21 protein-coding genes and 2 other annotated features are annotated in these 22,316 nt (G+C 58.7%); of the genes, 8 read left to right on the top strand and 13 right to left on the bottom strand.

The window, feature by feature from the left end:
* Positions 1-222: 222 nt before the first annotated feature.
* Positions 223-490, top strand: a binding site (T-box leader).
* Between the two features lie 250 nt (positions 491-740).
* The 4 genes from J3348_RS12960 (at position 741) to leuB (ending at position 5,559) form a co-directional block, all read left to right on the top strand.
* A complete protein-coding gene (locus tag J3348_RS12960) occupies positions 741-2,393 on the top strand; it encodes a 2-isopropylmalate synthase (protein WP_207699122.1) in 1,653 nt (550 codons plus the stop codon).
* Between the two features lie 163 nt (positions 2,394-2,556).
* Positions 2,557-3,816 carry a 3-isopropylmalate dehydratase large subunit gene (leuC, locus tag J3348_RS12955; RefSeq protein ID WP_207699121.1) on the top strand — a complete coding sequence of 420 codons (1,260 nt, stop codon included), beginning with the start codon at positions 2,557-2,559 and terminating at the stop codon, positions 3,814-3,816.
* 18 nt (positions 3,817-3,834) lie between these two features.
* Positions 3,835-4,323, top strand: coding sequence for a 3-isopropylmalate dehydratase small subunit (gene leuD, locus J3348_RS12950; RefSeq protein ID WP_097774026.1), 489 nt, complete (start codon positions 3,835-3,837; stop codon positions 4,321-4,323).
* Between the two features lie 162 nt (positions 4,324-4,485).
* A complete protein-coding gene (gene leuB / locus J3348_RS12945) occupies positions 4,486-5,559 on the top strand; it encodes a 3-isopropylmalate dehydrogenase (protein WP_120081366.1) in 1,074 nt (357 codons plus the stop codon).
* A 103-nt stretch (positions 5,560-5,662) separates the two neighbouring features.
* Here leuB and upp read toward each other — a convergent pair whose 3' ends face one another.
* The 6 genes from upp to J3348_RS12915 all read right to left on the bottom strand — a co-directional run bounded on the left by upp (position 5,663) and on the right by J3348_RS12915 (position 9,559).
* The gene (gene upp / locus J3348_RS12940) at positions 5,663-6,289 is read right to left on the bottom strand and encodes a uracil phosphoribosyltransferase (RefSeq protein ID WP_097774028.1); all 627 of its coding nucleotides are present in this window, start codon (positions 6,287-6,289) and stop codon (positions 5,663-5,665) included.
* Positions 6,290-6,407: 118 nt separating this feature from the next.
* Entirely contained in the window at positions 6,408-6,635 is a 228-nt protein-coding gene (locus J3348_RS12935; RefSeq protein ID WP_207699120.1) for a hypothetical protein, read from the bottom strand.
* A 19-nt stretch (positions 6,636-6,654) separates the two neighbouring features.
* On the bottom strand, positions 6,655-7,101 hold the full coding sequence (gene rpiB / locus J3348_RS12930) for a ribose 5-phosphate isomerase B (RefSeq protein ID WP_005942243.1): 447 nt from the start codon (positions 7,099-7,101) through the stop codon (positions 6,655-6,657).
* Between the two features lie 33 nt (positions 7,102-7,134).
* Positions 7,135-7,863, bottom strand: coding sequence for a tRNA (adenosine(37)-N6)-threonylcarbamoyltransferase complex dimerization subunit type 1 TsaB (gene tsaB / locus J3348_RS12925; protein WP_097776711.1), 729 nt, complete (start codon positions 7,861-7,863; stop codon positions 7,135-7,137).
* The gene (tsaE, locus tag J3348_RS12920; protein ID WP_005942237.1) at positions 7,860-8,285 is read right to left on the bottom strand and encodes a tRNA (adenosine(37)-N6)-threonylcarbamoyltransferase complex ATPase subunit type 1 TsaE; all 426 of its coding nucleotides are present in this window, start codon (positions 8,283-8,285) and stop codon (positions 7,860-7,862) included. The genes tsaB and tsaE overlap by 4 nt, the downstream gene beginning before the upstream one ends.
* A gap of 98 nt (positions 8,286-8,383) precedes the next feature.
* A complete protein-coding gene (locus J3348_RS12915; RefSeq protein ID WP_242702996.1) occupies positions 8,384-9,559 on the bottom strand; it encodes a hypothetical protein in 1,176 nt (391 codons plus the stop codon).
* Between the two features lie 296 nt (positions 9,560-9,855).
* Here J3348_RS12915 and J3348_RS12910 point away from each other — a divergent pair, with 296 nt between their 5' ends.
* Complete coding sequence (locus tag J3348_RS12910) at positions 9,856-11,073, top strand: FtsW/RodA/SpoVE family cell cycle protein (protein ID WP_242702995.1); 1,218 nt, start codon at positions 9,856-9,858, stop codon at positions 11,071-11,073.
* Positions 11,074-11,353: 280 nt separating this feature from the next.
* The gene (locus tag J3348_RS12905; RefSeq protein WP_207699143.1) at positions 11,354-12,034 is read left to right on the top strand and encodes a sugar transferase; all 681 of its coding nucleotides are present in this window, start codon (positions 11,354-11,356) and stop codon (positions 12,032-12,034) included.
* A 121-nt stretch (positions 12,035-12,155) separates the two neighbouring features.
* Here the strand turns inward: J3348_RS12905 and ilvD are convergent, their stop codons facing one another.
* From ilvD to ilvB, 4 genes are all read right to left on the bottom strand, one after another.
* Complete coding sequence (ilvD, locus tag J3348_RS12900) at positions 12,156-13,814, bottom strand: dihydroxy-acid dehydratase (RefSeq protein ID WP_154260842.1); 1,659 nt, start codon at positions 13,812-13,814, stop codon at positions 12,156-12,158.
* A 203-nt stretch (positions 13,815-14,017) separates the two neighbouring features.
* Positions 14,018-15,037 (bottom strand): ketol-acid reductoisomerase, encoded by a 1,020-nt coding sequence (gene ilvC / locus J3348_RS12895; protein WP_005942218.1) that lies wholly within the window; start codon positions 15,035-15,037, stop codon positions 14,018-14,020.
* A gap of 236 nt (positions 15,038-15,273) precedes the next feature.
* Entirely contained in the window at positions 15,274-15,846 is a 573-nt protein-coding gene (gene ilvN, locus J3348_RS12890) for an acetolactate synthase small subunit (protein ID WP_005942213.1), read from the bottom strand.
* Between the two features lie 15 nt (positions 15,847-15,861).
* Complete coding sequence (gene ilvB, locus J3348_RS12885; RefSeq protein WP_207699118.1) at positions 15,862-17,526, bottom strand: biosynthetic-type acetolactate synthase large subunit; 1,665 nt, start codon at positions 17,524-17,526, stop codon at positions 15,862-15,864.
* A gap of 93 nt (positions 17,527-17,619) precedes the next feature.
* Positions 17,620-17,878: a binding site (T-box leader), on the bottom strand.
* A gap of 169 nt (positions 17,879-18,047) precedes the next feature.
* On the opposite strand from ilvB, the gene J3348_RS12880 reads away from it, so the two are divergent.
* Together J3348_RS12880 and J3348_RS12875 are read left to right on the top strand one after the other, a co-directional pair.
* A complete protein-coding gene (locus J3348_RS12880) occupies positions 18,048-19,265 on the top strand; it encodes an ATP-binding protein (RefSeq protein WP_207699117.1) in 1,218 nt (405 codons plus the stop codon).
* A gap of 192 nt (positions 19,266-19,457) precedes the next feature.
* Positions 19,458-20,258, top strand: a complete 801-nt coding sequence (locus J3348_RS12875; protein WP_207699116.1) for an SDR family oxidoreductase — start codon at positions 19,458-19,460, stop codon at positions 20,256-20,258.
* A 76-nt stretch (positions 20,259-20,334) separates the two neighbouring features.
* Here J3348_RS12875 and J3348_RS12870 read toward each other — a convergent pair whose 3' ends face one another.
* The 3 genes from J3348_RS12870 to J3348_RS12860 form a co-directional block, all read right to left on the bottom strand.
* Positions 20,335-20,709, bottom strand: coding sequence for a RidA family protein (locus tag J3348_RS12870; RefSeq protein ID WP_097774035.1), 375 nt, complete (start codon positions 20,707-20,709; stop codon positions 20,335-20,337).
* Positions 20,710-20,738: 29 nt separating this feature from the next.
* The gene (gene ilvA / locus J3348_RS12865) at positions 20,739-21,944 is read right to left on the bottom strand and encodes a threonine ammonia-lyase (RefSeq protein WP_005942203.1); all 1,206 of its coding nucleotides are present in this window, start codon (positions 21,942-21,944) and stop codon (positions 20,739-20,741) included.
* A 73-nt stretch (positions 21,945-22,017) separates the two neighbouring features.
* On the bottom strand, positions 22,018-22,316 hold a 299-nt coding region (locus J3348_RS12860), incomplete at its 5' end, for a hypothetical protein (RefSeq protein ID WP_207699115.1).

Genomic DNA, 22,316 nt, shown 5'->3' with positions numbered 1-22,316 from the left:
GCCAGATTTTTTCTGGTTGTAGTATAACACAGCCGCCGGGCGTGCAACAGCGGTTTGAGCGCAACTTTCCAAAAACTTCGCAAATTGTTAACATTAACGCCTCGTGCATAATTTTGGAAAATTCCGCCCCTTCTTTTGTGAAATTGTTTCATTTTGAGAATGAGCCAAACTTCTTGACACTGCCCGTGAATCATGCTAAACTTAGTCCACTTTGAAAAAAGCACAAATGCGTTGACGGGGAAAAAACGATTTTCTTCTGCGTACAGAGAGCCGCCGGGTGGTGCAAGGCGGGTGCAGAGGGTTTCGGTTACTGGCCCCTGAGCGGCAGGGCTGAACACACAAGTAGGCTCTGACGGATGTCCACCGTTACAAGGACAGCGATTCGCCGCAAAAAGCCGATCGTGCAAAGCGGCTGTGCCCAAAGGCGCAGCAAAGAGAGTGGTACCACGGGTGCCCTGTAGTTTGAACTTTACAGGCTCTCGTCTCTCAAGGTTTTCGCCTTGAAAGACGAGAGCCTTTTCGTATATCTGCCTTTTGGAAGCAGGCTTGCCCTCTCCGTCACGGCTTACGCCGTGCCACCTCTCCCAAAGTGAGAGGCCTTGGCAGTACGGCAAAGTTTTCGGTTTTGCCAAGGGCTCCCCCTTTGGGGGAGCTGTCGAACGAATGTGAGACTGAGAGGGCGAGGACGCTCACAAAGAGCATGGAGCAAGAAGTGTAAATCGTTTGGGAGGACGCACATTATGATGGACGCAACCAAGTACGCTCCGGGTTACTACCCGGTACCCGCAGGCTATGACAGCTGGGTAAAGAAGGATCACATTGAAAAAGCCCCCGCATGGTGCAGCGTGGACCTGCGCGACGGCAATCAGGCCCTGATCGTGCCCATGAGCCTTGAGGAAAAGCTGGAGTTCTTCCAGATGCTGGTCAAGATCGGCTTCAAGGAGATCGAGGTGGGCTTCCCTGCCGCCAGCGACACCGAGTACGAGTTCCTGCGCACCCTGATCGAGAAGAACATGATCCCCGAGGATGTCACCGTGCAGGTGCTGACCCAGTGCCGCGACCACATCATCCGCAAGACCTTCGAGGCCGTCAAGGGCGCACCCCGCGCGGTGATCCACTTCTACAATTCCACCTCTGTGGCCCAACGCGAGCAGGTGTTCCACAAGAGCAAGGAGGAGATCAAGCAGATCGCCACCGACGGCGCAAAGCTGGTCAAGCAGCTCAGTCAGGAGTACGAGGGCAACTTCCTCTTCGAGTACAGCCCCGAGAGCTTCACTGGCACCGAGGTGGACTACGCCGTGGATGTGTGCAATGCCGTGTTGGACATCATGCAGCCCACCCCGGACCGCCCCATGATCATCAACCTGCCCGTTACCGTGGAAATGAGCATGCCGCATGTCTACGCCAACCAGATCGAATACTGCGACAAACACCTGAAGTACCGCGACAGCGTGATCATCTCCACCCATCCCCACAACGACCGCGGCACCGGCGTGGCCTGCGCAGAGCTGGCCGTGCTGGCGGGTGCACAGCGAGTGGAGTGCTGCCTGTTCGGCAACGGCGAGCGCACCGGCAACGTGGACGCCGTGACACTGGCCATGAACATGTACAGCCACGGCGTGGACCCCAAGCTGGACTTCTCCGATATGCCGGACATCTGCGCCACCTACGAGCGTGTGACCCGGATGCACATTTACGAGCGCACCCCCTACGCCGGTCAGCTGGTGTTTGCCGCCTTCTCCGGCAGCCATCAGGATGCCATTGCAAAGGGCATGGCCTACCGCAAGGAGCATGGCGAACACCGCTGGACCTGCCCCTACATCCCGGTGGACCCCCACGACATCGGCCGCACCTACGATGCCGATGTTATCCGCATCAACAGCCAGAGCGGCAAGGGCGGCATCGGCTTTGTGCTGGAGCAGAACTTCGGCTACAACCTGCCGCCCAAGATGCGTGAGGCGCTGGGCTACAAGGTCAAGAGCGTTTCCGACCACAGCCACAAGGAGCTGAGCGCAAACGAGGTGCTGCGCATCTTCGAGGATGCCTTCCTCAACCGCTGCAAGCCGCTCAACGTTCTGGAAGCCCACTTTGCACAGGTGGGCGGCATCACCGCCACCGTCACGCTGGAGCTGAACGGTCAGCGCAAGGTGGTCACCTCGGTGGGCAATGGCCGTCTGGACGCTGTGGCAAACGCCATCCAGAGTGCCACCGGCATGGAGTTCCACCTCGAGACCTACTCCGAGCACAGTCTGGACGAAGGCTCCACCTCCCGCGCTGCCTCTTACGTCGGCCTTGTCTGGGGCGATAACACCGTCACCTGGGGTGCCGGTACGGATACCGATATCATCGTGGCCGGCATCAAGGCACTGGTGAGCGCCATCAATAATAAATAAAGAACTCCCCCAGTCTGCTTCGCAGACAGCCCCCTCGGAGATGGGGCCCCTGGCAGTGCGGAAAAGCTTCCCGTTTCGCCAGAGGCTCCCTCCTTGAGGGAGCTGGAACGGCGCAAGCCGTGCCTGAAGGAGTTCTACCAACAGATAAAAGGAGAGTACCATCATGGGAATGACCCTGACGCAGAAAATTCTTGCCGCACATGCCGGTCTTGCCGAGGTCAAGGCAGGCCAGCTCATCAATGCAAAGCTGGACATCGTGCTGGGCAACGATATCACCACCCCCGTTGCCATCAACGAGTTTGAAAAGGCCGGTTTTGACGGTGTGTTCGACAAAGAGCACATTGCCATCGTGCTGGATCACTTTGTGCCCAACAAGGACATCAAGAGTGCCACCCAGTCCAAGCAGTGCCGCGAGTTCGCCAACAAGTACGACATCCTTAACTTCTACGATGTGGGCCAGATGGGCATTGAGCACGCTCTGCTGCCGGAAAAAGGCATCGTGACCGCAGGCGACTGCGTGATCGGTGCGGACAGCCACACCTGCACCTATGGTGCACTGGGTGCCTTCTCCACCGGCGTCGGCTCCACCGACATGGCCGCCGGTATGGCCACCGGCATGGCATGGTTCAAGGTACCCTCTGCCATCAAGTTCGTGCTCAAGGGCAAGTTCGGCCCCCGCGTCTCCGGCAAGGACCTGATCCTGCACATCATCGGCATGATCGGTGTGGACGGTGCGCTGTACAAATCCATGGAGTTCACCGGCCCGGGCGTTGCCAGTCTGACGATGGACGACCGCCTGTGCATCTGCAACATGGCCATCGAAGCCGGTGCCAAGAACGGCATCTTCCCTGTGGACGATGTGACCCGCAGCTACCTCGAGGGCCGCAGCCAGCGTGAGCCGGTGTTCTTTGAGGCCGACCCGGATGCCGAGTACGAAAAGACCATTGAGATCGATCTGGACAAGCTGGAACCCACCGTCAGCTACCCCCACCTGCCCGAGAACACCCACCTTGCCAGCGAGGGCAAGGACATCAAGATCGATCAGGTTGTGATCGGCAGCTGCACCAACGGCCGTCTGGAGGACATGGAAGCCGCCTACAACGTGCTCAAGGGCAAGCACATTGCCAAGGGCGTGCGCGGCATCATCATCCCCGCCACCATGGCCGTTTACAAGGAATGCATCCTGCGCGGCTGGACCACTGCCTTTATTGATGCAGGCTGCATCGTGTCCACCCCCACCTGCGGCCCCTGTCTGGGCGGCTACATGGGCATTCTGGCCGAGGGCGAGCGCTGCGTTTCCACCACAAACCGCAACTTTGTGGGCCGCATGGGCCATGTGAAGAGCGAGGTCTACCTTGCTTCTCCCGCCACCGCCGCCGCCAGCGCACTGACCGGCTGCATCACCGACCCCCGCACGGTCTGATCGGAAAGGAGCACAACAATGAACGCAAAAGGTTCTGTTTTCAAATACCCGGACAACGTGGATACCGATGTCATCATCCCGGCCCGCCACCTGAACACGCAGGATGCCAAAGAGCTGGCCAGCCACTGCATGGAGGACATCGACAAGGACTTCGTCAAGAAGGTGAAGGACGGCGACATCATGGTGGGCGGCTGGAACTTCGGCTGCGGCTCCTCCCGTGAGCACGCACCGCTGTGCATCAAGACCGCCGGCATCTCGGTGGTCATTGCCAAGAGCTTTGCCCGCATCTTCTACCGCAACAGCATCAACATCGGTCTGCCCATCATGGAGTGCCCGGAGGCTGTGGATGCCATCAATGCGGGCGACACCGTGAGCGTAGACTTTGACACCGGTGTCATTACCGACGAGACCAACGGCAAGGTGTTTCACGCCGAGCCCTTCCCGCCGTTCATCCAGGAGATCATCTCCGCCGGTGGACTGATGAAGTCCATCAAGGCAAAGCAGTAAGGCAAACTCCTTCCGTCTCGCATTCGCTCGACAGCTCCCTCACAGAGGGAGCCTCTGGCGAAGAGGGAAAGTTTCCGATTTTGCCAAAGCCTCCCTCTCAGAGGGAGGTGGCATCGCTCAGCGGTGACGGAAGGAGTTTCATTCATAAAAGGAGTACCACCAATGGAAAAAAACATTGCTGTCATCTGGGGCGACTGCTCCAGCCCGGAGATCGTCAAGCAGACCATCCGCGTGCTTGACAAGGTGGCCGAAAAGTACGGCCACACCTTCCACTACACCGACGCTGCCATGGGCGGCGAAGCCATTGACAAATACGGTGACCCGCTGCCCCAGCACGAGCTGGACAAGTGCCTTGCTGCGGACAGCGTCCTGCTGGGTGCCGTGGGCGGCCCCAAGTGGGAGGGCCTGCCCGGTGAGCAGCGCCCGGAGAAGGGCCTGCTGCGCCTGCGTGCAGGCATGGGCCTGTACTCCAACAACCGTCCGGCCAAGATCTGGCCGCAGCTGGCTCCTGCCAGTCCCCTGAAGCCCGAGATCGTGGCACAGGGCATCGATTTCATCATCGTGCGTGAGCTGATCGGCGGCGTATACTTTGGCAATCACGAGACCCACACCCTCGCCAGCGGTGAGAAGCAGGCCATCGACTCCATGCCCTACTCGGAGCACGAGATCGAGCGCATCGGCCGCATCGGCTTCGAGACCGCACGCAAGCGCCGCAAAAAGCTGTGCTGCGTGGACAAGGCAAACGTTTTGGACACCAGCCGCCTGTGGAGAAGCGTGATGCACCGCCTGCAGGCCGAATACCCGGATGTGGAATACAGCGAGATGTTCGTGGACAACTGCGCCATGCAGATCGTCAAGAACCCCGCCCAGTTCGACGTGATCGTTACCGAGAACATGTTCGGCGACATCCTGTCGGACGAGGCTTCCATGATCACCGGCTCCATCGGCATGATCCCGTCCTCCTCTCTGGGCGACGGCACCCGCGGCCTGTATGAGCCCATCCACGGCTCGGCCCCAGATATTGCGGGCAAAGACATCGTGAACCCCACCGCCTGCATTCTGTCTGCCGCCATGATGCTGCGCTACTCCTTCGGTATGGCCGAGGAGGCCGATGCCATTGAGACCGCCGTGAACAAGGTGCTGGACAAGGGCCTGCGCACCGCCGACAACATGAGCGAGGGCTGCATCTGCCTTGGCTGCACCGCCATGGGCGATGCCATTCTGGCCGAGATCTGAGTTTTTTCCATAACGCACAAAGGGGAACGACAGCCGTCGTTCCCCTTTTCGTCTGCACAAAAAAGAGCAGCTGTTCCCAGCTGCCCTTCCGTGATACAGTTTCTTACTTGGTGCCGTAGATGCGGTCGCCTGCGTCGCCCAGACCGGGAACGATATAGCCGTTCTCGTTCAGGTGGTCATCCTCTGCGCCGAGGTAGATATCCACATCAGGGTGTGCCTCGTGCAGGGCCTTGATGCCTTCGGGAGCGGCGATCAGGCCGATGAACTTGATGCGCTTTGCGCCATGCTTCTTGATCTGGGTGATGGCATCGATGGCGCTGCCGCCGGTGGCCAGCATCGGGTCCAGAACCAGAACGTCACGCTCTGCGATATCCTGCGGCAGCTTGCAGAAGTACTCCACAGGCTGCAGGGTCTCCTCGTCGCGGTACAGGCCGATGAAGCCCACCTTTGCAGCGGGCAGCAGGGTCAGCATACCGTCCAGCATACCCATGCCTGCGCGCAGGATGGGCACCAGAGCCAGCTTGCGGCCAGCCAGCACCTTGGTCTTTGCCATGGTGATGGGTGTTTCGATCTCCACCTCTTCCAGAGGCAGGTCACGGGTCGCTTCGTAGCACAGCAGGGTCGCGATCTCGCCAACAAGGTCACGGAACTCCTTGGTACCGGTCTGCTTGTTGCGCAGAATGCTCAGCTTGTGCTGCAGCAGCGGATGCTCAACGATCATCGGGGTCATAAAAACACGCTCCTTATTTTAAATAGATAACTCTATCGGGTCCAAGATTACGATTTAAAACAGCTCCGCATACGCTTCGCCATTGTCAGTGGAAATTTTATTTTTATATTTTGAGCATTCAAAAAATCTGCGGATTTTTTGAATGCTCTTTTTCACAGGAAGGGTCGTAACGAAAAGATTTATCTTCCCTTATGGCCTTTTTCGTGAAAATGCGTTTGGAACGGCCCTGCGGTTGCGCAGCAATGAAAGCCCCAGTGGGTCTTTCAAGCAGGCGAGCGATCTGCGATAGCAGATGGAAGGGCTTTGCCCTGACAAGCGTCGGGGCCGCGACAAACGCGAAATCCAAAAAATATTTTTCCTTAGAATCAGCGGTTCTCCAATGCGGTCAGCTTGTCGATGCGGCGCTGATGGCGGCCGCCTTCAAACTCGGTGTTCAGGAAGAGATCCACCAGCTGGCAGGCAAGGCCGGGGCCGACCACGCGGCCGCCCATACACAGGGCGTTGGCGTCGTTGTGGCGGCGGGTATACTCGCAGCTGAAGCTGTCAGAGCAGCAGCAGGCACGAATGCCCTTGATCTTGTTTGCTGCCATGCTGATGCCCACGCCGGTGCCGCAGAACAGCAGTGCCTTGCTGCACTCGCCGCTCACAACTGCATCGCAGGCGGGCACGGCCATATCGGGGTAATCCACGCTGTCGGTGCTATGGGTGCCAAAATCGATGTATTCCAGCCCCAGCTCCTTCAGATGCGCCTTGACAGCTTCTTTCAATTCAAATCCGCCGTGGTCAGCGGCCAGTGCAATGGGTTTTGCCATGGAAATGTTCCTTTCTCTCAGTCACGCAGGGTTTTATGCCTGCTCCTTGTTTTGGGCGGCATTGGCTGCAGCTTCTGCTGCAAGGCGCTCTGCGCGCTCCCGCTCGGCCTGACTCAGGCGGTGGTAGTCCGGCAGCAGAGCCTCCGGCAGCACAGCCTTTCCGGCTTCGGCCATCTGCTTTGCCACAAGGGCCACTGCAGCAGCACGCCCGCCGCGCAGGGCCGCAGGTGCCTGCAGCACGCCCGGCACACTGCCGTATTTATTATAGCACAGAGATGCGCCATCACCAACAAAAAACAGGGGCTTTTTGCAATTTTCTACAAAATCGGCCAGATCTGCCACCGCCCGGGCATCGTCTTCCAGCAGGCGGCTGTGGGTGGCAAGGTCGAACGCGGCACTGTATACCTGCGCACGGCGGGCATCCAGTGCGCACAGCACGGTGCCCTCGCCCGTGTGGGCTGCGGCCAGTGCTTCCAGCGTGGAGACCGGTGCGCACAGCGTTTCCCGCGGGAAGGCCAGACCCTTGACCGCCGCCAGACCGATGCGCAGCCCGGTAAAACTGCCGGGGCCTGCGTTGACACCGTACAAGTCAATCTCTGCACAGGTCATGCCGCACATCTTCAGGCAGGTGTCGATCATGGGCATCAGCGTTTCGCTGTGGGTCATGCCTGCGTCCAGATACACCTCGTACAGCAGGCGGTCATCCTGCAAAAGAGCCACACCAGCCGTTTTGCCCGCTGTATCCACAGCTAAGATGTTCATAGCGTTACCCCCTCAATGGTGATCCTTCGGGTATTTTCGTCCACGCGCTGGATATCCACCCGGATGGGGTTTTCCAGTGCCAGCAGGTCTGCAAAGTTCTCGCTCCACTCTGCTGCCACAATGGCCCCCTGATCCAAATAATCGTAAAAGCCTGCAGCACACAGGTCGTTCTCAGTGGAAATACGGTACAGGTCAAAGTGCGCCAGCGGCTTTGGGCCGCGGTAGTAGTTCACAATGGCAAAGGTTGGACTGGACACCGGGTCGGTGCAGCCAAGGCCCTCGGCAAGGCCCTCGGTAAAAGCGGTCTTGCCCGCGCCCAGCCCGCCGGTGAACGCAACCAGCGAACCCGGTGCCAGCACTGCGGCCATACGGGCACCCAGCGCCACCGTCTCGGCGCGGGAGTGGGTGATATATTCTGACATGAAGTTTACCTCATTTTATAAAGCAAAAGGGACGGCAGAATGCTCTGCCGTCCTTTAGTATAATATACTTTGTGCAAAAGTGCAATGCCGTGTGTTGCTTACGCCGCCGCATCCACATCCGCTGCCGTGTAGGGGTTGGGCAGTGCAGCGCTTCGGTCTCCGCTGAGCATCGCATAGGATGCCGCCGCATGGGACCGTCTGCCGCCCTGCTCGTTGTACCAGATGATATCATCGGTGCCGTAGATGCTCTTGGCATAGTCCACGGCCTGTTCCAGCGTTTCGCCCTCGATCATCCGGTTTACAGCGGCCCACAGCATACTGCGGGAATACACCGAGTAGACATTGTTCACATAGCCCATCACCGCCTTGGCACCGCCTGCCAGCAGGCCGTCTGCCATAGAGGTGTCCACATGGCCGTTCTTGCCGTAGAACTCGCAGGTCTCGCTGAGCACGATGCCATTACCGCGGTAGGCACTGCGGAAGAAATCGCCGTTGACGGCATACATACCGTTCACCTTGACCACGCGGTGGGCCAGCAGGTCAAAGCCATAGCGCAAATCGCTCCAGAAATCCGATCTCTCGGTCAGCAGGATCAGCGGTTCCGTGGTGGTCTTTTTGAACAGCCAGCCGTATTCATAGGTGTAGTACGCGCCGTGGGTGCTCAGGATGCACAGGTCGTAACGGCCCATCCTGCGCAGGTCGGATACAGTAACGGTGGTATCCAGATCCGTCTGCAGGCCCACCGAATCCCAATAGGTCTGCATGTAGGCATAATACGGATAGCGGGTGCTGTTGATCGTGTTGTCAAACGCATAATAGATCGCCGCCGTGCCCACCCGCTTGTTCTCTGCCAGCTCCTGCAGCTGGCTCTCGTCCAGCTCCGGCAGGGCTGCGGTGTTCTCCTCCTCCGGGTCGGTAAGCAAGATGCCGCCCAGCGCGCCGCAGCTGTAGGTAAAGCTGATCATGCCGTTCTCGGCATCGGTGTAGACAGACCCCTGCTTCACAAGGCCCTGTGCGGTCAGCGCATCCAGCTGCTGCAAAGCAGCATCTGTGCGCTCGTCCTCGGTCATCTGTGCATAGTCGCTGCCTCCGGTCAGTGCGGTCACAGCAGCATCTGCCTGCTGCATCTCGCGCACATCTGTGGCCGAAAGGCTCTGCTGCACAGCCGCCTGTTCTTCCGGCTGCTGTGCAAAAGCCGCTGTGGGCAGCGCTGTGAGCGCGAAAGCCAGAGCGCACAGTGCACACCCAAAACGGCGGAGCATATCGTGTTCCATTCCCATTTCCTCCGGGCATATCTGCCGCCCAATGCGGCACGCCGCCCTTTTCCAGCAGGCATCTTCCTGCCATTTTCTTTGCGCGGCAGGCGCTCTGCAAAGGAGCTTTCTGCTGCACCTTCATTGTAGATGGTGCGGTCTGCTTTGTCAAGCATTCGTGCGGATTTTGCAAAGCTGTCACACCCGGTGGATTGCAAACGGTGTGCAAGCTGTGTATAATAGGATAAATTGGGTTGGTATTGCCCGCTGCAGCGGCAAAACCCGGTGTGCATCTGGGAACGAAAGGTGGTGCTTTCTTGGAAAGCATTCGACAATATTTTAAACGAACGGATAAGATCTATCTGCTGCTGTGCATCTTCAGCAGCACCATGGCGGTGGTGGCTCTTGCCTCCTGGGCCGCAAAGCAGGGCAACGGCTTTGCCACGGACGAGATCACTGGTGCCATTACCGGCATCGGCGATTACCGCCGCGCGCTGGTGCAGGCGGCAGCAGCCGGGCTTGGCATCGTGATTGCGCTGTTGCTCTCCTGCATCGACTACCGCAGCCTTGTCAAGGTGTGGCCGGTGCATGTAGCCCTGACATGGGGTCTGGTGCTGCCCACACTGTTCATCCGCAATGTGGCCATCGGCCCGCTGACCATCGGCTTCAACGCCGGTGACACCGACAACTACTCCTGGTACAAGCTGGGCGGCTTTACCTTCCAGCCCACGGAGCTGGCAAAGATCAGCTTTATCCTTACCTTTGCCATGCACCTGAACAATGTGCGCAGCCGCATCAACGAGCCAAAGGAGCTGGTAAAGCTTCTGCTGCATCTGGCCGTGCCCATCCTTATCATCCACATTCAGGGCGACGATGGCACCGCCATCATCTACGCCATCATCGGCTGCTGCATGATGTTTGCAGCGGGCCTGAGCTGGAAGTATATCATCGGTGCCATTTCGGCAGCAGCTGTGGCCGTGGCGGCGGCGTTTGCCTTTTTCAGCGATAAGATCGGCAAGGGCTACCAGTGGTACCGCATTCTGGCCGTTATCGACCCGGAGAATTCCACCGGCTGGGCACCCAACGAAGCCACTTGGAAAAACATCATCTACCAGCAGCAGCGCGGCGAGATCGCCATCGGCTCCGGCGGCATCTTCGGCAACGGCCTGTTCAGCGGCCGGTACTACAGCGTGCCCAATGCCCACAACGACTTTATTCTCAGCTGGCTGGGCAATGCCATTGGCTTTGTGGGCCTGTGCATCGTGCTGGGGGCACTGCTGGCACTGGTGATCAAGACCTTTGCCACCGGTGCGCGCAGCGAGGACCTGCTGGGCAGCTATATCTGCACCGGCATCGGCGGTGCTCTGATGGCGCAGATCGCAGTGAATGTGGGCATGAACCTGCGGGTGCTGCCGGTCATCGGCGTCACCCTGCCCTTCTATTCTGCGGGCGGCAGCTCGGTGCTGATGCTGTATATCTGCGTGGGGCTTGTGCTGTCGGTCTATATGCACAACACAAAGAGCCTGTTCGGGTAAGGCTCTGGCGCACCGGTCTGTCTGTTCATCGTTTTCCACCTCTGTGATCCGGTTTTTTCTGATATACCAGACAAAAAATGGTTCAACTCTCTTGCAATCCGCCTGTACACATGGTAAAATTGTACAGAAGTTTGTAGTTTTATTGTGCAATAGGTGCAATAACTGTGTGGGAGAGTTTGGGGCTCTCCTGTTTTCATGTTATAGGATCAATGGAGTGAATCTAAGTATGACAACTGTAACCACTGCGCCAGAAGCGGAATACTGGCTGCAGACCGGTTGGATGGAGGAGCCCGGCGCAGAGCTTGGCATCCACAAGCCGATTACGATCGATCGTAAGACGAATCTTCACGAGCACCGCGCCTACTGGTGTGTGCGCCGCGCACAGGATATCTTCTTTTCTCTGCTGGCGCTGATCGCGCTTTCCCCGCTGATGCTCCTTACCTGCATTGCAGTCTGGATCGACAGCCCGGGTGCAAGCCCGGTGTTCAGCCAGCTGCGGGTGGGCCGCAACGGCAAGCTGTTCCGGCTGTACAAGTTCCGTTCCATGTGCCCGAACGCCGAGAGCAAGCTCAACGATCTGCTGCAGGACAACGAGATGGACGGCCCGGTGTTCAAGATGAAGGACGACCCCCGCATCACCCGGGTGGGCCATTTCATCCGCAAAACCAGCATCGACGAGCTGCCTCAGCTGGTGAACATCCTCAAGGGCGATATGAGCATTGTGGGCCCGCGCCCGGCGCTGCCCCGCGAGGTAGCCCAGTACACGCCCTATGAATGGCAGCGGCTGTACGTGACACCCGGCCTTTCCTGCTACTGGCAGATTGCACCGCACCGCAACCAGCTGAGCTTTGACGAATGGATGGCACTGGATGTGAAGTATGTCAAGGAACGCAGCTTCCTGGTGGACTGGAAGATCATCTTTGCAACCTTCCGTGCGGTGCTGTTCGGCCACGGAGAATAATTCGGATCACAGATCGGCAGAGCCTGCGGGCTTTGCCGATTTTTTTACAGATAGCCTTCAGGAAACAAAAAACAGAGGAACGACGCGGGGTCGTCCCTCTGTTTTTGCTTAGATCATCAAATCACTTCAGCACAGCGCCCAGATTTGCACTGGTGACCATGCGTGCGTAGCGGCTCAGCCAGCCGGTTTTGATGTTGGGTTCGGGTGCAACATACTTTGCCTTGCGCTGGGCCAGGACTTCGTCGCTGACCTCCAGCGTGATGGAGGCATTGGGGATATCAATGTTGATGGTATCTCCCTCCTCGATCAGGCCGATGGGGCCGCCGGAAGCAGCCTCCGGGCTGACATGGCCGATGGCTGCGCCGCGGCTTGCGCCGGAGAAGCGGCCGTCGGTGATGAGGGCCACTGTCTTGTCCAGCTTCATGCCGGCCAGTGCGGAGGTGGGGTTCAGCATCTCACGCATACCGGGGCCGCCCTTGGGGCCTTCGTAGCGGATGACCACCACATCGCCCGGGACGATCTTACCCGCGTAGATGGAAGCAATGGCCTCGTCCTCGCTGTTGAACACGCGGGCCGGGCCGGAATGCTGCTGCATCTCGGGGGCCACGGCGCTGCGCTTGACCACACAGCCGTCCGGTGCAATGTTGCCCCACAGGATCTGCAGACCGCCGGTCTGGGAGTAGGGGTTGTCGATGGGACGGATGGCCTTGTCGTTCAGGATGTGTGCGCCCTTGATGTTCTCGCCCAGCGTCTTGCCGGTAACGGTGGGCACATCCAGATCCAGCAGGCCCTTCTTGGCCAGCTCTGCCTGCACGGCGGGGATGCCGCCTGCGGCGTACAGGTCCGGCATGTGGGTGGGGCCGGCCGGTGCCAGATGGCACAGGTTCGGGGTCTTGGCGCTGATCTCATTGAACAGCTTCAGGTCGATGGGCACACCAGCCTCATAAGCGATGGCCAGCAGGTGCAGCACGGTGTTGGTGGAGCAGCCCAGAGCCATATCGCAGGTCAGAGCGTTGCGGATGGAGCGCTCGTTGATGATCTGGCGTGCGGTGATGCCCTTCTTGACCATATCCATAATGGCCATACCGGCGTGCTTTGCCAGCTGCAGACGCTTGGAGTAGACGGCAGGAATGGTGCCGTTGCCGGGCAGTGCGATGCCGATGGCCTCGCACAGGCAGTTCATGCTGTTGGCGGTGTACATGCCGGAGCAGCTGCCGCAGCTGGGGCAGCAGTTGCAGGTGCAGTCTTCCAGCTGATCCTCGGTGATCATACCGGCCTTGTAGGCACCCACAGCCTCGAACATCTTGGAAAGGCTGACCTCTTCGCCGCCGTAGGTACCGGCCAGCATGGGGCCGCCGGAGCAGACCACAGCGGGCACATCCATGCGCACCGCTGCCATCACCATGCCGGGCACGATCTTATCGCAGTTGGGCACCAGCACCAGACCGTCCAGCTGGTGGGCCATGAGCATGGTCTCCACGCTGTCGCAGATCAGCTCACGGGATGCAAGGCTGTACTTCATGCCCACATGGCCCATGGCGATGCCGTCGCACACGCCAATGGAGGGGATCAGGATGGGCGTGCCGCCTGCCATCTCAACGCCGGCCTTGACGGCATCGGCGATCTTGTCCAGATTCATATGGCCGGGCACGATCTCGCTGTAGGCGCTCACCACGCCGATCAGCGGGCGCTCCAACTCTTCCTTGGTGTAGCCCAGTGCGTAGAACAGGCTTCGGTTCGGGGCGCGCTCCGAACCCTTGGTCACGTTGTCACTTCTCATTGTTTATTCCTCTTTTTCTTATAGCAAAAGACTCCCTCCCAAAGGAGGGAATCTTTCCTGATTTTATCACAAGTTTTGGCTGAACTCCTTCCGTCATCGCTTGCGCGATGCCACCTCCCTCACGGAGGGAGGCTTCACGCTGCGATCAGGCAAAAGGCTCCCTCTTTGAGGGGGCTGTCGCCGCAGGCGACTGGGGGAGTTGATTACTTCTTCAGCCAGCTCATCATGCTGCGCAGCTCTGCGCCGACCTTCTCGATGGGCAGCTCTGCTTCCATGCGGCGCTTTGCCAGGAAGTGCACCTTGCGGCCGCCGTTGGGGCTCATCTCGGTCAGGAACTCGGAAGCGAAGGTGCCGTCCTGGATCTCGGTCAGAACCTTCTTCATCTCCTTGCGGGTCTCGGCAGTGATCAGGCGCTTGCCGGTGCGGTAGTCGCCGTACTCAGCGGTGTTGGAGATGGAGTAACGCATCTTGGAGAAGCCGCCCTCGTTGATCAGGTCAACGATCAGCTTCATCTCATGGCAGGTCTCAAAGTATGCCATCTCGGGCTCGTAGCCAGCTTCCACCAGCGTATCGAAACCGGCGTGGATCAGCTCGGAAACGCCGCCGCACAGCACTGCCTGCTCGCCGAACAGGTCGGTCTCGGTCTCCTCCTTGAAGGTGGTCTGCAGGATGCCTGCACGGCCAGCGCCGATGCCGGAAGCGTATGCCAGAGCAATATCCTTAGCCTTGCCGGTGTAGTCCTGCTCCACGCAGATCAGAGAGGGGCAGCCCTCACCCTCGGTGTACAGGCGGCGGACGATGTGGCCGGGGCCCTTGGGAGCGATCATGATAACGTCCACATTCTTGGGAGCGGTGATGGTCTTGAAGTGGATGTTGAAGCCGTGTGCAAAGGCCAGTGCCTTGCCCTCGGTCATGTAGGGAGCCACCTGCTTGTTGTAGATGTCAGCGCACAGCTCGTCGGGCACCAGCATCATGACAACGTCGCCGGCCTTGGCAGCTTCTTCCACTTCCATGACCTTGAAGTTCTCGTGAGTTGCTGCGAACTCAGAAGCCTTCTCCCAGTGAGCAGAGCCCTTGCGCAGGCCGACGACGACATTCACGCCGCTCTCGGCCAGGTTCTCGGAATGGGCGTGGCCCTGGCTGCCGAAGCCGATGACAGCGACGGTCTTGCCGTCCAGCACGCCGAGGTTGCAGTCGGAATCGTAGTATTTCTTGATAGCCATGGTAGTTGTTCTCCTTTTTTGTTTTGTGTTTATTCAGTGGCTGATTGTAAACATTTTATTTTTTCGCTCCTTGAGAGCGGAAAAGCAAAGTTTTAACCCTCTCAGTCATCTCGCTTTGCTCGATGCCAGCTCCCCCGAGGGGGGAGCTTTTATCATACCTTCTCTTTTGATGATGCATAAAACCTCGCCCTTCGGGAGAGGTGGCACGGCGCAGCCGTGACGGAGAGGGTTCGTTCTTACTTTCTCTCCGGGCAGTGGGTCCCCGGCAGAGGCAGCTGTGCTTCGCGCACCTCCTGCGGAGGCTTCTGCATATGCTGATGCATCCCGCCGCGCTCCAGTGCGGTAACGCCGGTGCGGCACTGCTCCAAAATTTTGTAATCTGTAAACATTTTCAGGAAGGCATCGATCTTATCCGGCTTGCCGATCAGCTCGAACACCATGCTGTCCGGCGAAAGGTCGATGATCTTGGCCTTGTAAATACTGGCGATCTCCCGCAGCTCGCTGCGGTTGTGCACATCGGATGCTACCTTCAGCAGCAGCAGTTCCCGTTCCAGAGATTTTTCGCCGTCCAGCACGAACACCTGACGGGTAACTTCCAGCCGTTCGGTCTGCAGGATCAGCTGCTTGAGGGCCTTGTCATCGCTGGTAATGGTCACGGTGATGCGGCTGACTGCCGGGTCGTTGGTGGCCGAGACCGTCAGGCTGTCGATGTTGAAGCCGCGGCGGCAGAACAGGTTGGACACACGGGCCAGAACACCGCTCTGGTTGTCCACCAGCAGGCTGATGACCCTGCGCTTGTTGGATTCCATATTGCTGTGCCCTCCTTATTCCATGATGATATCGTTGATGTCGCCGCCGCCGGGGATCATGGGCAGCACCTTTTCGTCCTTATCGATGATGCACTCGATCCAAGTAGGGCCTTTCTGCTTCATTGCATCGGCAAAAGCAGCCTGAAACTCCGGCAGGTTTCTGCAGCGGTAGCCCTTCAGGCCAAAGCCCTCGGCCAGCTTGACGAAGTCCGTCTTGCGGTGGGGATCGGTCTGGCTGTAGCGCTTTTCGTAGAAGATGGTCTGCCACTGGCGCACCATGCCCAGCACCGAATTGTTGAAGATCACGGTGATGATGGGCAGCTCATAGCTCACGGCGGTGCAGGCCTCGTTCAGGTTCATGTGGAAGGAGCCGTCGCCGGTAAACATGACCACCCGCTGGTCGCGGCCCAGAGCCATCTGTGCGCCAATGGCGGCACCGTAGCCAAAGCCCATGGTACCCAGACCGCCGCTGGTGATAAAGCCGCGGCTCTTGGCGTGGCGCAGGTACTGTGCCGCCCACATCTGGTGCTGGCCCACATCGGTCACATACACGGCCTCCGGGCCGCACTGGTTGCACACCTCGCCGATCACCTGATGGGGCATCAGGCGGGTGGGGTCGGACACCGGGTGGTAATCCTGTGCCTGCCACTCATGGATCATCTTCATCCAATCGGGATGCTTCTTTTCCTCGATCTGCGGCAGCATGGCGTTCAGCACGTAAGCGGCATCGCCCACGATGGAAAGGTCGACCTCCACATTCTTGCCCAGCTCACTGGGGTCGATGTCGATCTGGATGATGGTGGCATTCTTTGCAAAGGTCTTGGGGTTCAGGGCCACACGGTCCGAGAAGCGGGTACCCACTGCAATCAGCACGTCGCAGTCGGCCACGGCACGATTGGAGGTGTAACAGCCGTGCATACCCACCATGCCAATGTTCATCGGGTCGCCGTAGGGCACAACGCCTGCGGCCATCAGGGTGTAGGTGGCCGGGATCTCTGCCTTGTGCAGCAGATCACGCAGCGGCTGGCAGGAGGCTGCGCTGCGCACGCCGCCGCCAAAGTAGACCAGCGGTCGCTGGGCCGCATTGATAAGATCCGCTGCCCACTTGACCTGCTCCGCGTTGAAGGTGGTCACGGTGCGGATCGGCTCCGGCTTTTTGGGGGTGAACTCGCATACCGCTGCCGTCACGTCCTTGGGGATATCCACCAGCACCGGGCCTTTGCGCCCGCTCTGTGCAATACGGAAGGCAGAGCGCATGGTATCGGCCAGCTCTTCCACCCGGCGCACCGTGAAATTGTGCTTGGTGATGGGCATTGTGATGCCCTCAATGTAGGCTTCCTGAAAGCTGTCCCTCCCGATCCCGTCCGTGGTCACGTTGCCGGTAAAGGCTACCATGGGCACCGAGTCCATATAGGCCGTGGCAATGCCGGTGACCAGATTGGTGGCACCCGGGCCGCTGGTAGCCAGCACCACGCCGGTGCGGCCGGTCGCGCGGGCATAGCCGTCTGCCGCGTGGGCCGCGCCCTGTTCATGTGCCGTCAGCACATGGGTGATGCGGTCCGAATTCTTGTACAGCTCATCGTAAAGGTTCAGCACTGCGCCGCCGGGATAACCAAAAAGGGTGTCCACGCCCTGCTCGCAGAGGACCTCCACAAAAATCTGAGAACCATTCAACTGCATGGTGAGTTTCTCCTGTTTTCCTAACCTTTTTCCACTTTTTACACGTTCCCGGGGAGCTTCTTTTTTAAAAGAAAAGGCCTTTGTCCCCTGTTATCAAGAGACAAAGACCTTGTGATCATCAAGCTCTCTGCGGTACCACTCTCGTTGGCGTGCTGTGCACACCCTCTCACGGGCTTCCAACAAAGCCCTGCACGGTAACGGCTGCAACCGGCGCTGCTTACAAGGGTTTTGCACCCGTTGGGCAGGCTGCTCCGGGACGACTTCCCCTCCAAAGCTCTCTCTGCCTTGCACCAACCGGCAGTTCTCTGAACAGTGGGCTTTGGATGGTACTTTTTCCCATCCGCGCATTTGTTGATGTAAATTATACTATAAATCGGCCTTTTGTCAATCGACAATTTGTAACCTGAATCACCCCAAACATGAAGTTAATTGAACACCTCTTGCGCCATGGCACAATGCGCTGTATACTTCTGATATGCGCGCCTGCGCGTTTAATTTAAGACCAACTAGAGGACAGGAATATGAAATTGAGAGAATGGAATGCCCGGCTGCACGGGCTTGTTGTTTTCCGCAGCCTGCTGGACGACCCCGTTGTGGCAAAGCTTGTGGACCTGACCGACCGCATGGAAGCCGGTGCGCCCGGCTATGGCCCGGTGTGCGACGCTGTGGCCCAATTTGAAGCCGCACTGTTCGAGCACACCACCAACTGGGGCAGCTACCTCAGCGCCGCTGTGCTGGAAGCCGAGACCGTCTGCGTACGTCAGGCTGCATCGGGCACCCTTGCCCCTGCACTGCAGACCGCGCTGGACAGTGAACTGGCTTTTCTGCAGGCTCTGTGCGGCCTGACGCTGGACGAGCTGCTGGCCGCTGCCGGTTCTGCCACAGGGCAGGCGCAGGAGCTGGCTTTCCTGCCCCGGTGGGAGACCTCCGGCATCGACCTGCCTGCCGCCTACGCCCAGCGCATGAGCGAAGTGGGAAAAAAGGGCTATGGCATGTTTGCCAAGCACCATGTGTTCACGGTGGAGAACGGCCATCTGGTGCCGGTGAAATACCCGGACCCCCAGCGCCTTTCCGAGCTGCCCGGCTACGAGAAGGAGCGCGAAAAGGTCATTGCCAACACAAAGGCCCTGCTGGCCGGGATGCCCGCCAACAATGTGCTGCTGTACGGCGATGCAGGCACCGGCAAGTCCAGTGCGGTGAAAGCCATTGCCAATGAGTTTGCACCTGAAGGCCTGCGGCTGGTGGAAGTGAAGAAGAACCAGCTCTACCAGATCCCGGATCTGATGGACAAGCTGGCCGCGAACCCGCTCAAATTCATCCTGTTCATCGACGACCTGAGCTTTACCGCCAACGACGACAACTTTGCCGCGCTCAAGGCCATTCTGGAGGGCAGCGTAGGCGGCCGGGCCAAGAACATTGCGGTATACGCCACCTCCAACCGCCGCCACCTTATTAAAGAAACACTGACCGACCGCACCGGCGACGACATCCACGAAGCCGATACCCGGCAGGAGCTGATGAGCCTTTCGGCCCGATTCGGCCTGACGGTCACTTTCCAGCGGCCGGAGAAGGCCCGGTTTGAGACCATTCTGGCCGAACTGGCAAAGCAGCACGGCATCGACATGCCGATGGATCAGCTGCTGGTCAAAGCCGAAGCCTTTGCCATCCGCGCCGGCGGCCGCAGCCCCCGCGTGGCAAAGCAGTTTATTGAGCAGTGCGAGGCGGGCGTGCAGAAGTAATTAGTTTGTCTTTATTTTAACATCAAAGTCTCTGACAAATCTTTCACAAAATGCCGAGAAGTCGTGAATTTTTTCACCTTCTCGGCATTCTTTGTCTATTTTTTATTTATCGGTAAAAAGCCTTGCATTCTATTGAAATTCAGGCTATAATATGGCCAACATCAGCCAATTGAGCACTTCTGGAGGGCAACTATGGGCTTTTTAACGGGTAAGACCGCTATCATCACCGGCGCAGGCCGCGCCGTACTTTCCGATGGCAGCTGCGGCTCCATCGGCTATGGCATTGCCACCGCCTTTGCAAAAGAGGACGCAAATCTGGTCATCACTGGCCGTAATGTAAAAAAACTGGAAGAGGCAAAAAACGAGCTGGAAGCCAAGTATGGCATCCGCGTTCTGCCGGTGCAGGCAGATGTGTGTGCAGGCACCGACAACGAAGCCACCGTGCAAAATGTCGTCAATCAGGCTGTGGATACCTTTGGTGGCATTCAAGTGCTGGTGAACAACGCACAGGCATCCGCTTCCGGCGTGCCGCTGGCAGAGCACACCACCGAGCAGTTTGATCTGGCCCTTTATTCCGGCCTGTACGCTGCATTTTACTATATGAAGGCCTGCTATCCCTATCTGGCCAAGTCCAAGGGCAGCGTGATCAACTTTGCATCCGGTGCAGGCTTGTTTGGCAACTTTGGCCAGTGCTCCTACGCTGCCGCCAAGGAGGGCATCCGCGGCCTGTCCCGCGTGGCCGCTACTGAGTGGGGCAAGGATGGCATCAATGTCAACGTGATCTGCCCGCTGGCCTGGACCGCCAAGCTGGAGCAGTTCCAGCAAGCATACCCGGATGCGTTCAAAGCCAACGTCAAGATGCCGCCCATGGGCCACTACGCCAACCCCGAGACCGAGATCGGCCGGGTATGCGTGCAGCTGGCCATGCCGGACTTCAAGTATCTGTCCGGCGAGACCCTCACGCTGGAGGGCGGCATGGGTCTGCGCCCGTAATTGCTCTTCTCATTCTTCCTCATACATGCAAAAGGGGCTGTGCCAGCGGCACAGCCCCTTTTGTGTTTAGGCCTGATCATTCGCGCACGGCGATGCACTCGATCTCCAGCTTTGCGCCCTTGGGGATGGCGGCCACCTGCACGCAGCTGCGGGCAGGGAACGGCTCAGCAAAGGCCTTGGCATACACGGCATTCACAGCGGCAAAATCGTTGATATCGGCCAGAAAAATGACAGTCTTGACCACATTTGCCATGGAAAGGCCAGCCTCGGCCAGAATGGCCTTGAGGTTTGCAAGGCTCTGTGCAGCCTGCTCTTCAACCGTATCGGCCATCTTGCCGGTAGCAGGGTCTACCGGGATCTGGCCGGAAACAAACACCATATTGCCCAGATCGATTGCCTGGCTGTAAGGGCCGATGGCTGCGGGTGCGTTGGAAGTGGAAACGACTTTCATGATAAAACGTTCCTTTCTTTTTTCTTCTATTATACTCTTTCGCTCACAAGCTGGAAACCCTCTTTTGCAAGCTCTGCGCGGATCTGCTCGATCTGCTCGGCATCGCGGGTCTCAAGGGTGAGCTTGAGGAAGCAGCTGGAAATGGGCATATTGGGATCGGAGCCATCGTGCTGCACCGACACCACATTGCTGCCGCAGCGGGACACGATCTCGGCCACCTTCTTGAGCTGGCCGGGCTTGTCCTCCAGCGCAATGGTCATGTTCGCCTTGCGGCCGCTCATCACCAGACCGCGGGTGATCACGCGGTTGAGGATGTTCACATCGATGTTGCCGCCGGAGACGACGCAGGCCACCTTTTTGCCCTCGACCGGCAGCTTGTGGAACAGCACTGCAGCCACCGGCACGGCTCCGGCACCCTCGGCAACCAGTTTCTGGTTCTCCATCAGCGAGAGGATGGCGGCAGCGGTCTCATCCTCGCTCACGGTCACGATGTCGTCCACATATTGCTCACAGATCTGGTAGGTCAGCTCACCGGGAGTCTTGACCTGAATGCCGTCTGCAAAGGTAGAAACGGCTTTCAGGGTCTGGTACTTATGCTCGTGCAGGCTGCGGTACATGCTGGGTGCACCCTCGGCCTGTACGCCATAGACCTTCACCTCCGGGCGCAGACTCTTGATGGCAAAGGCCACGCCGGAGATCAGGCCGCCGCCGCCCACCGGCACAACGACCGCATCCACATCCGGCAGCTGATCCAGAATTTCCAGACCAATGGTTCCCTGCCCCGCGATGACCTGCTCATCGTCATAGGGGTGGATAAAGGTCATGCCGGTCTCTTCCTGCAGCTCCACAGCCTTGTCGTGGGCATCATCATAGGTGCCGGGCACCAGACACACCTCTGCGCCCAGATTCTTGGTATTCTCCACCTTCATGATGGGGGCACCGTCCGGCATACAGACGATGCTCTTGATGCCGCGGCGGGTAGCAGCCAGCGCCACGCCCTGTGCGTGGTTGCCGGCAGAGCAGGCGATCACGCCCTTGGCGCTCTCCTCCTCAGAAAGCTGGCTGATCTTATAGTAAGCACCGCGCACCTTAAAGCTGCCGGTGGCCTGCAGGTTTTCGGTTTTCAGGTACAGCTGGCAGTCCTTGGAGAGCTTGGGTGCCTCGATGAGGTCGGTCTTGCGGGCAACATCCTTGAGCACAAAGGCTGCATGGTAGATCTTATCCAGAGTCAGCATGGTTTTCTCCCTCTATTTTTATCGTTCCCTGCTCTGCGGCTTTTCCGCCCTCAGAGCCTTTATTTCTGGCTTATTATGCATGTTTCTCAGTATAGGTTAACAAAGTTGATTTGTCAAATGAATTCCCTTCACGCCTGAAACCTAAAAAGAGAACTGCCGCAGGCATACCGCCCACAGCAGTTCTCCGTGTTTTTGTGTTTTTAACGGCCGCGGCCACCGCCGCCGCCGTGGCTGCCGCCGCCGCCCATTCCACCGAACGAGCCACCGCCGAACGAGCCGCCCCCAAAGGAGCCACCTCCGCGGGAGCCACCGAAGGACCCGCCGCCAAAGCCGCCGCCCATGGGAGGACGGGGCGGACGCCGGTTGTTGTTC

It is taken from the genome of Faecalibacterium sp. Marseille-Q4896, from assembly GCF_017377615.1.
Lineage (GTDB): Bacteria > Bacillota > Clostridia > Oscillospirales > Ruminococcaceae > Faecalibacterium > Faecalibacterium taiwanense.
The sequence above is the reverse complement of the archived record's forward strand: the minus strand, read 5'-3'. Positions and strand labels throughout refer to the sequence as shown.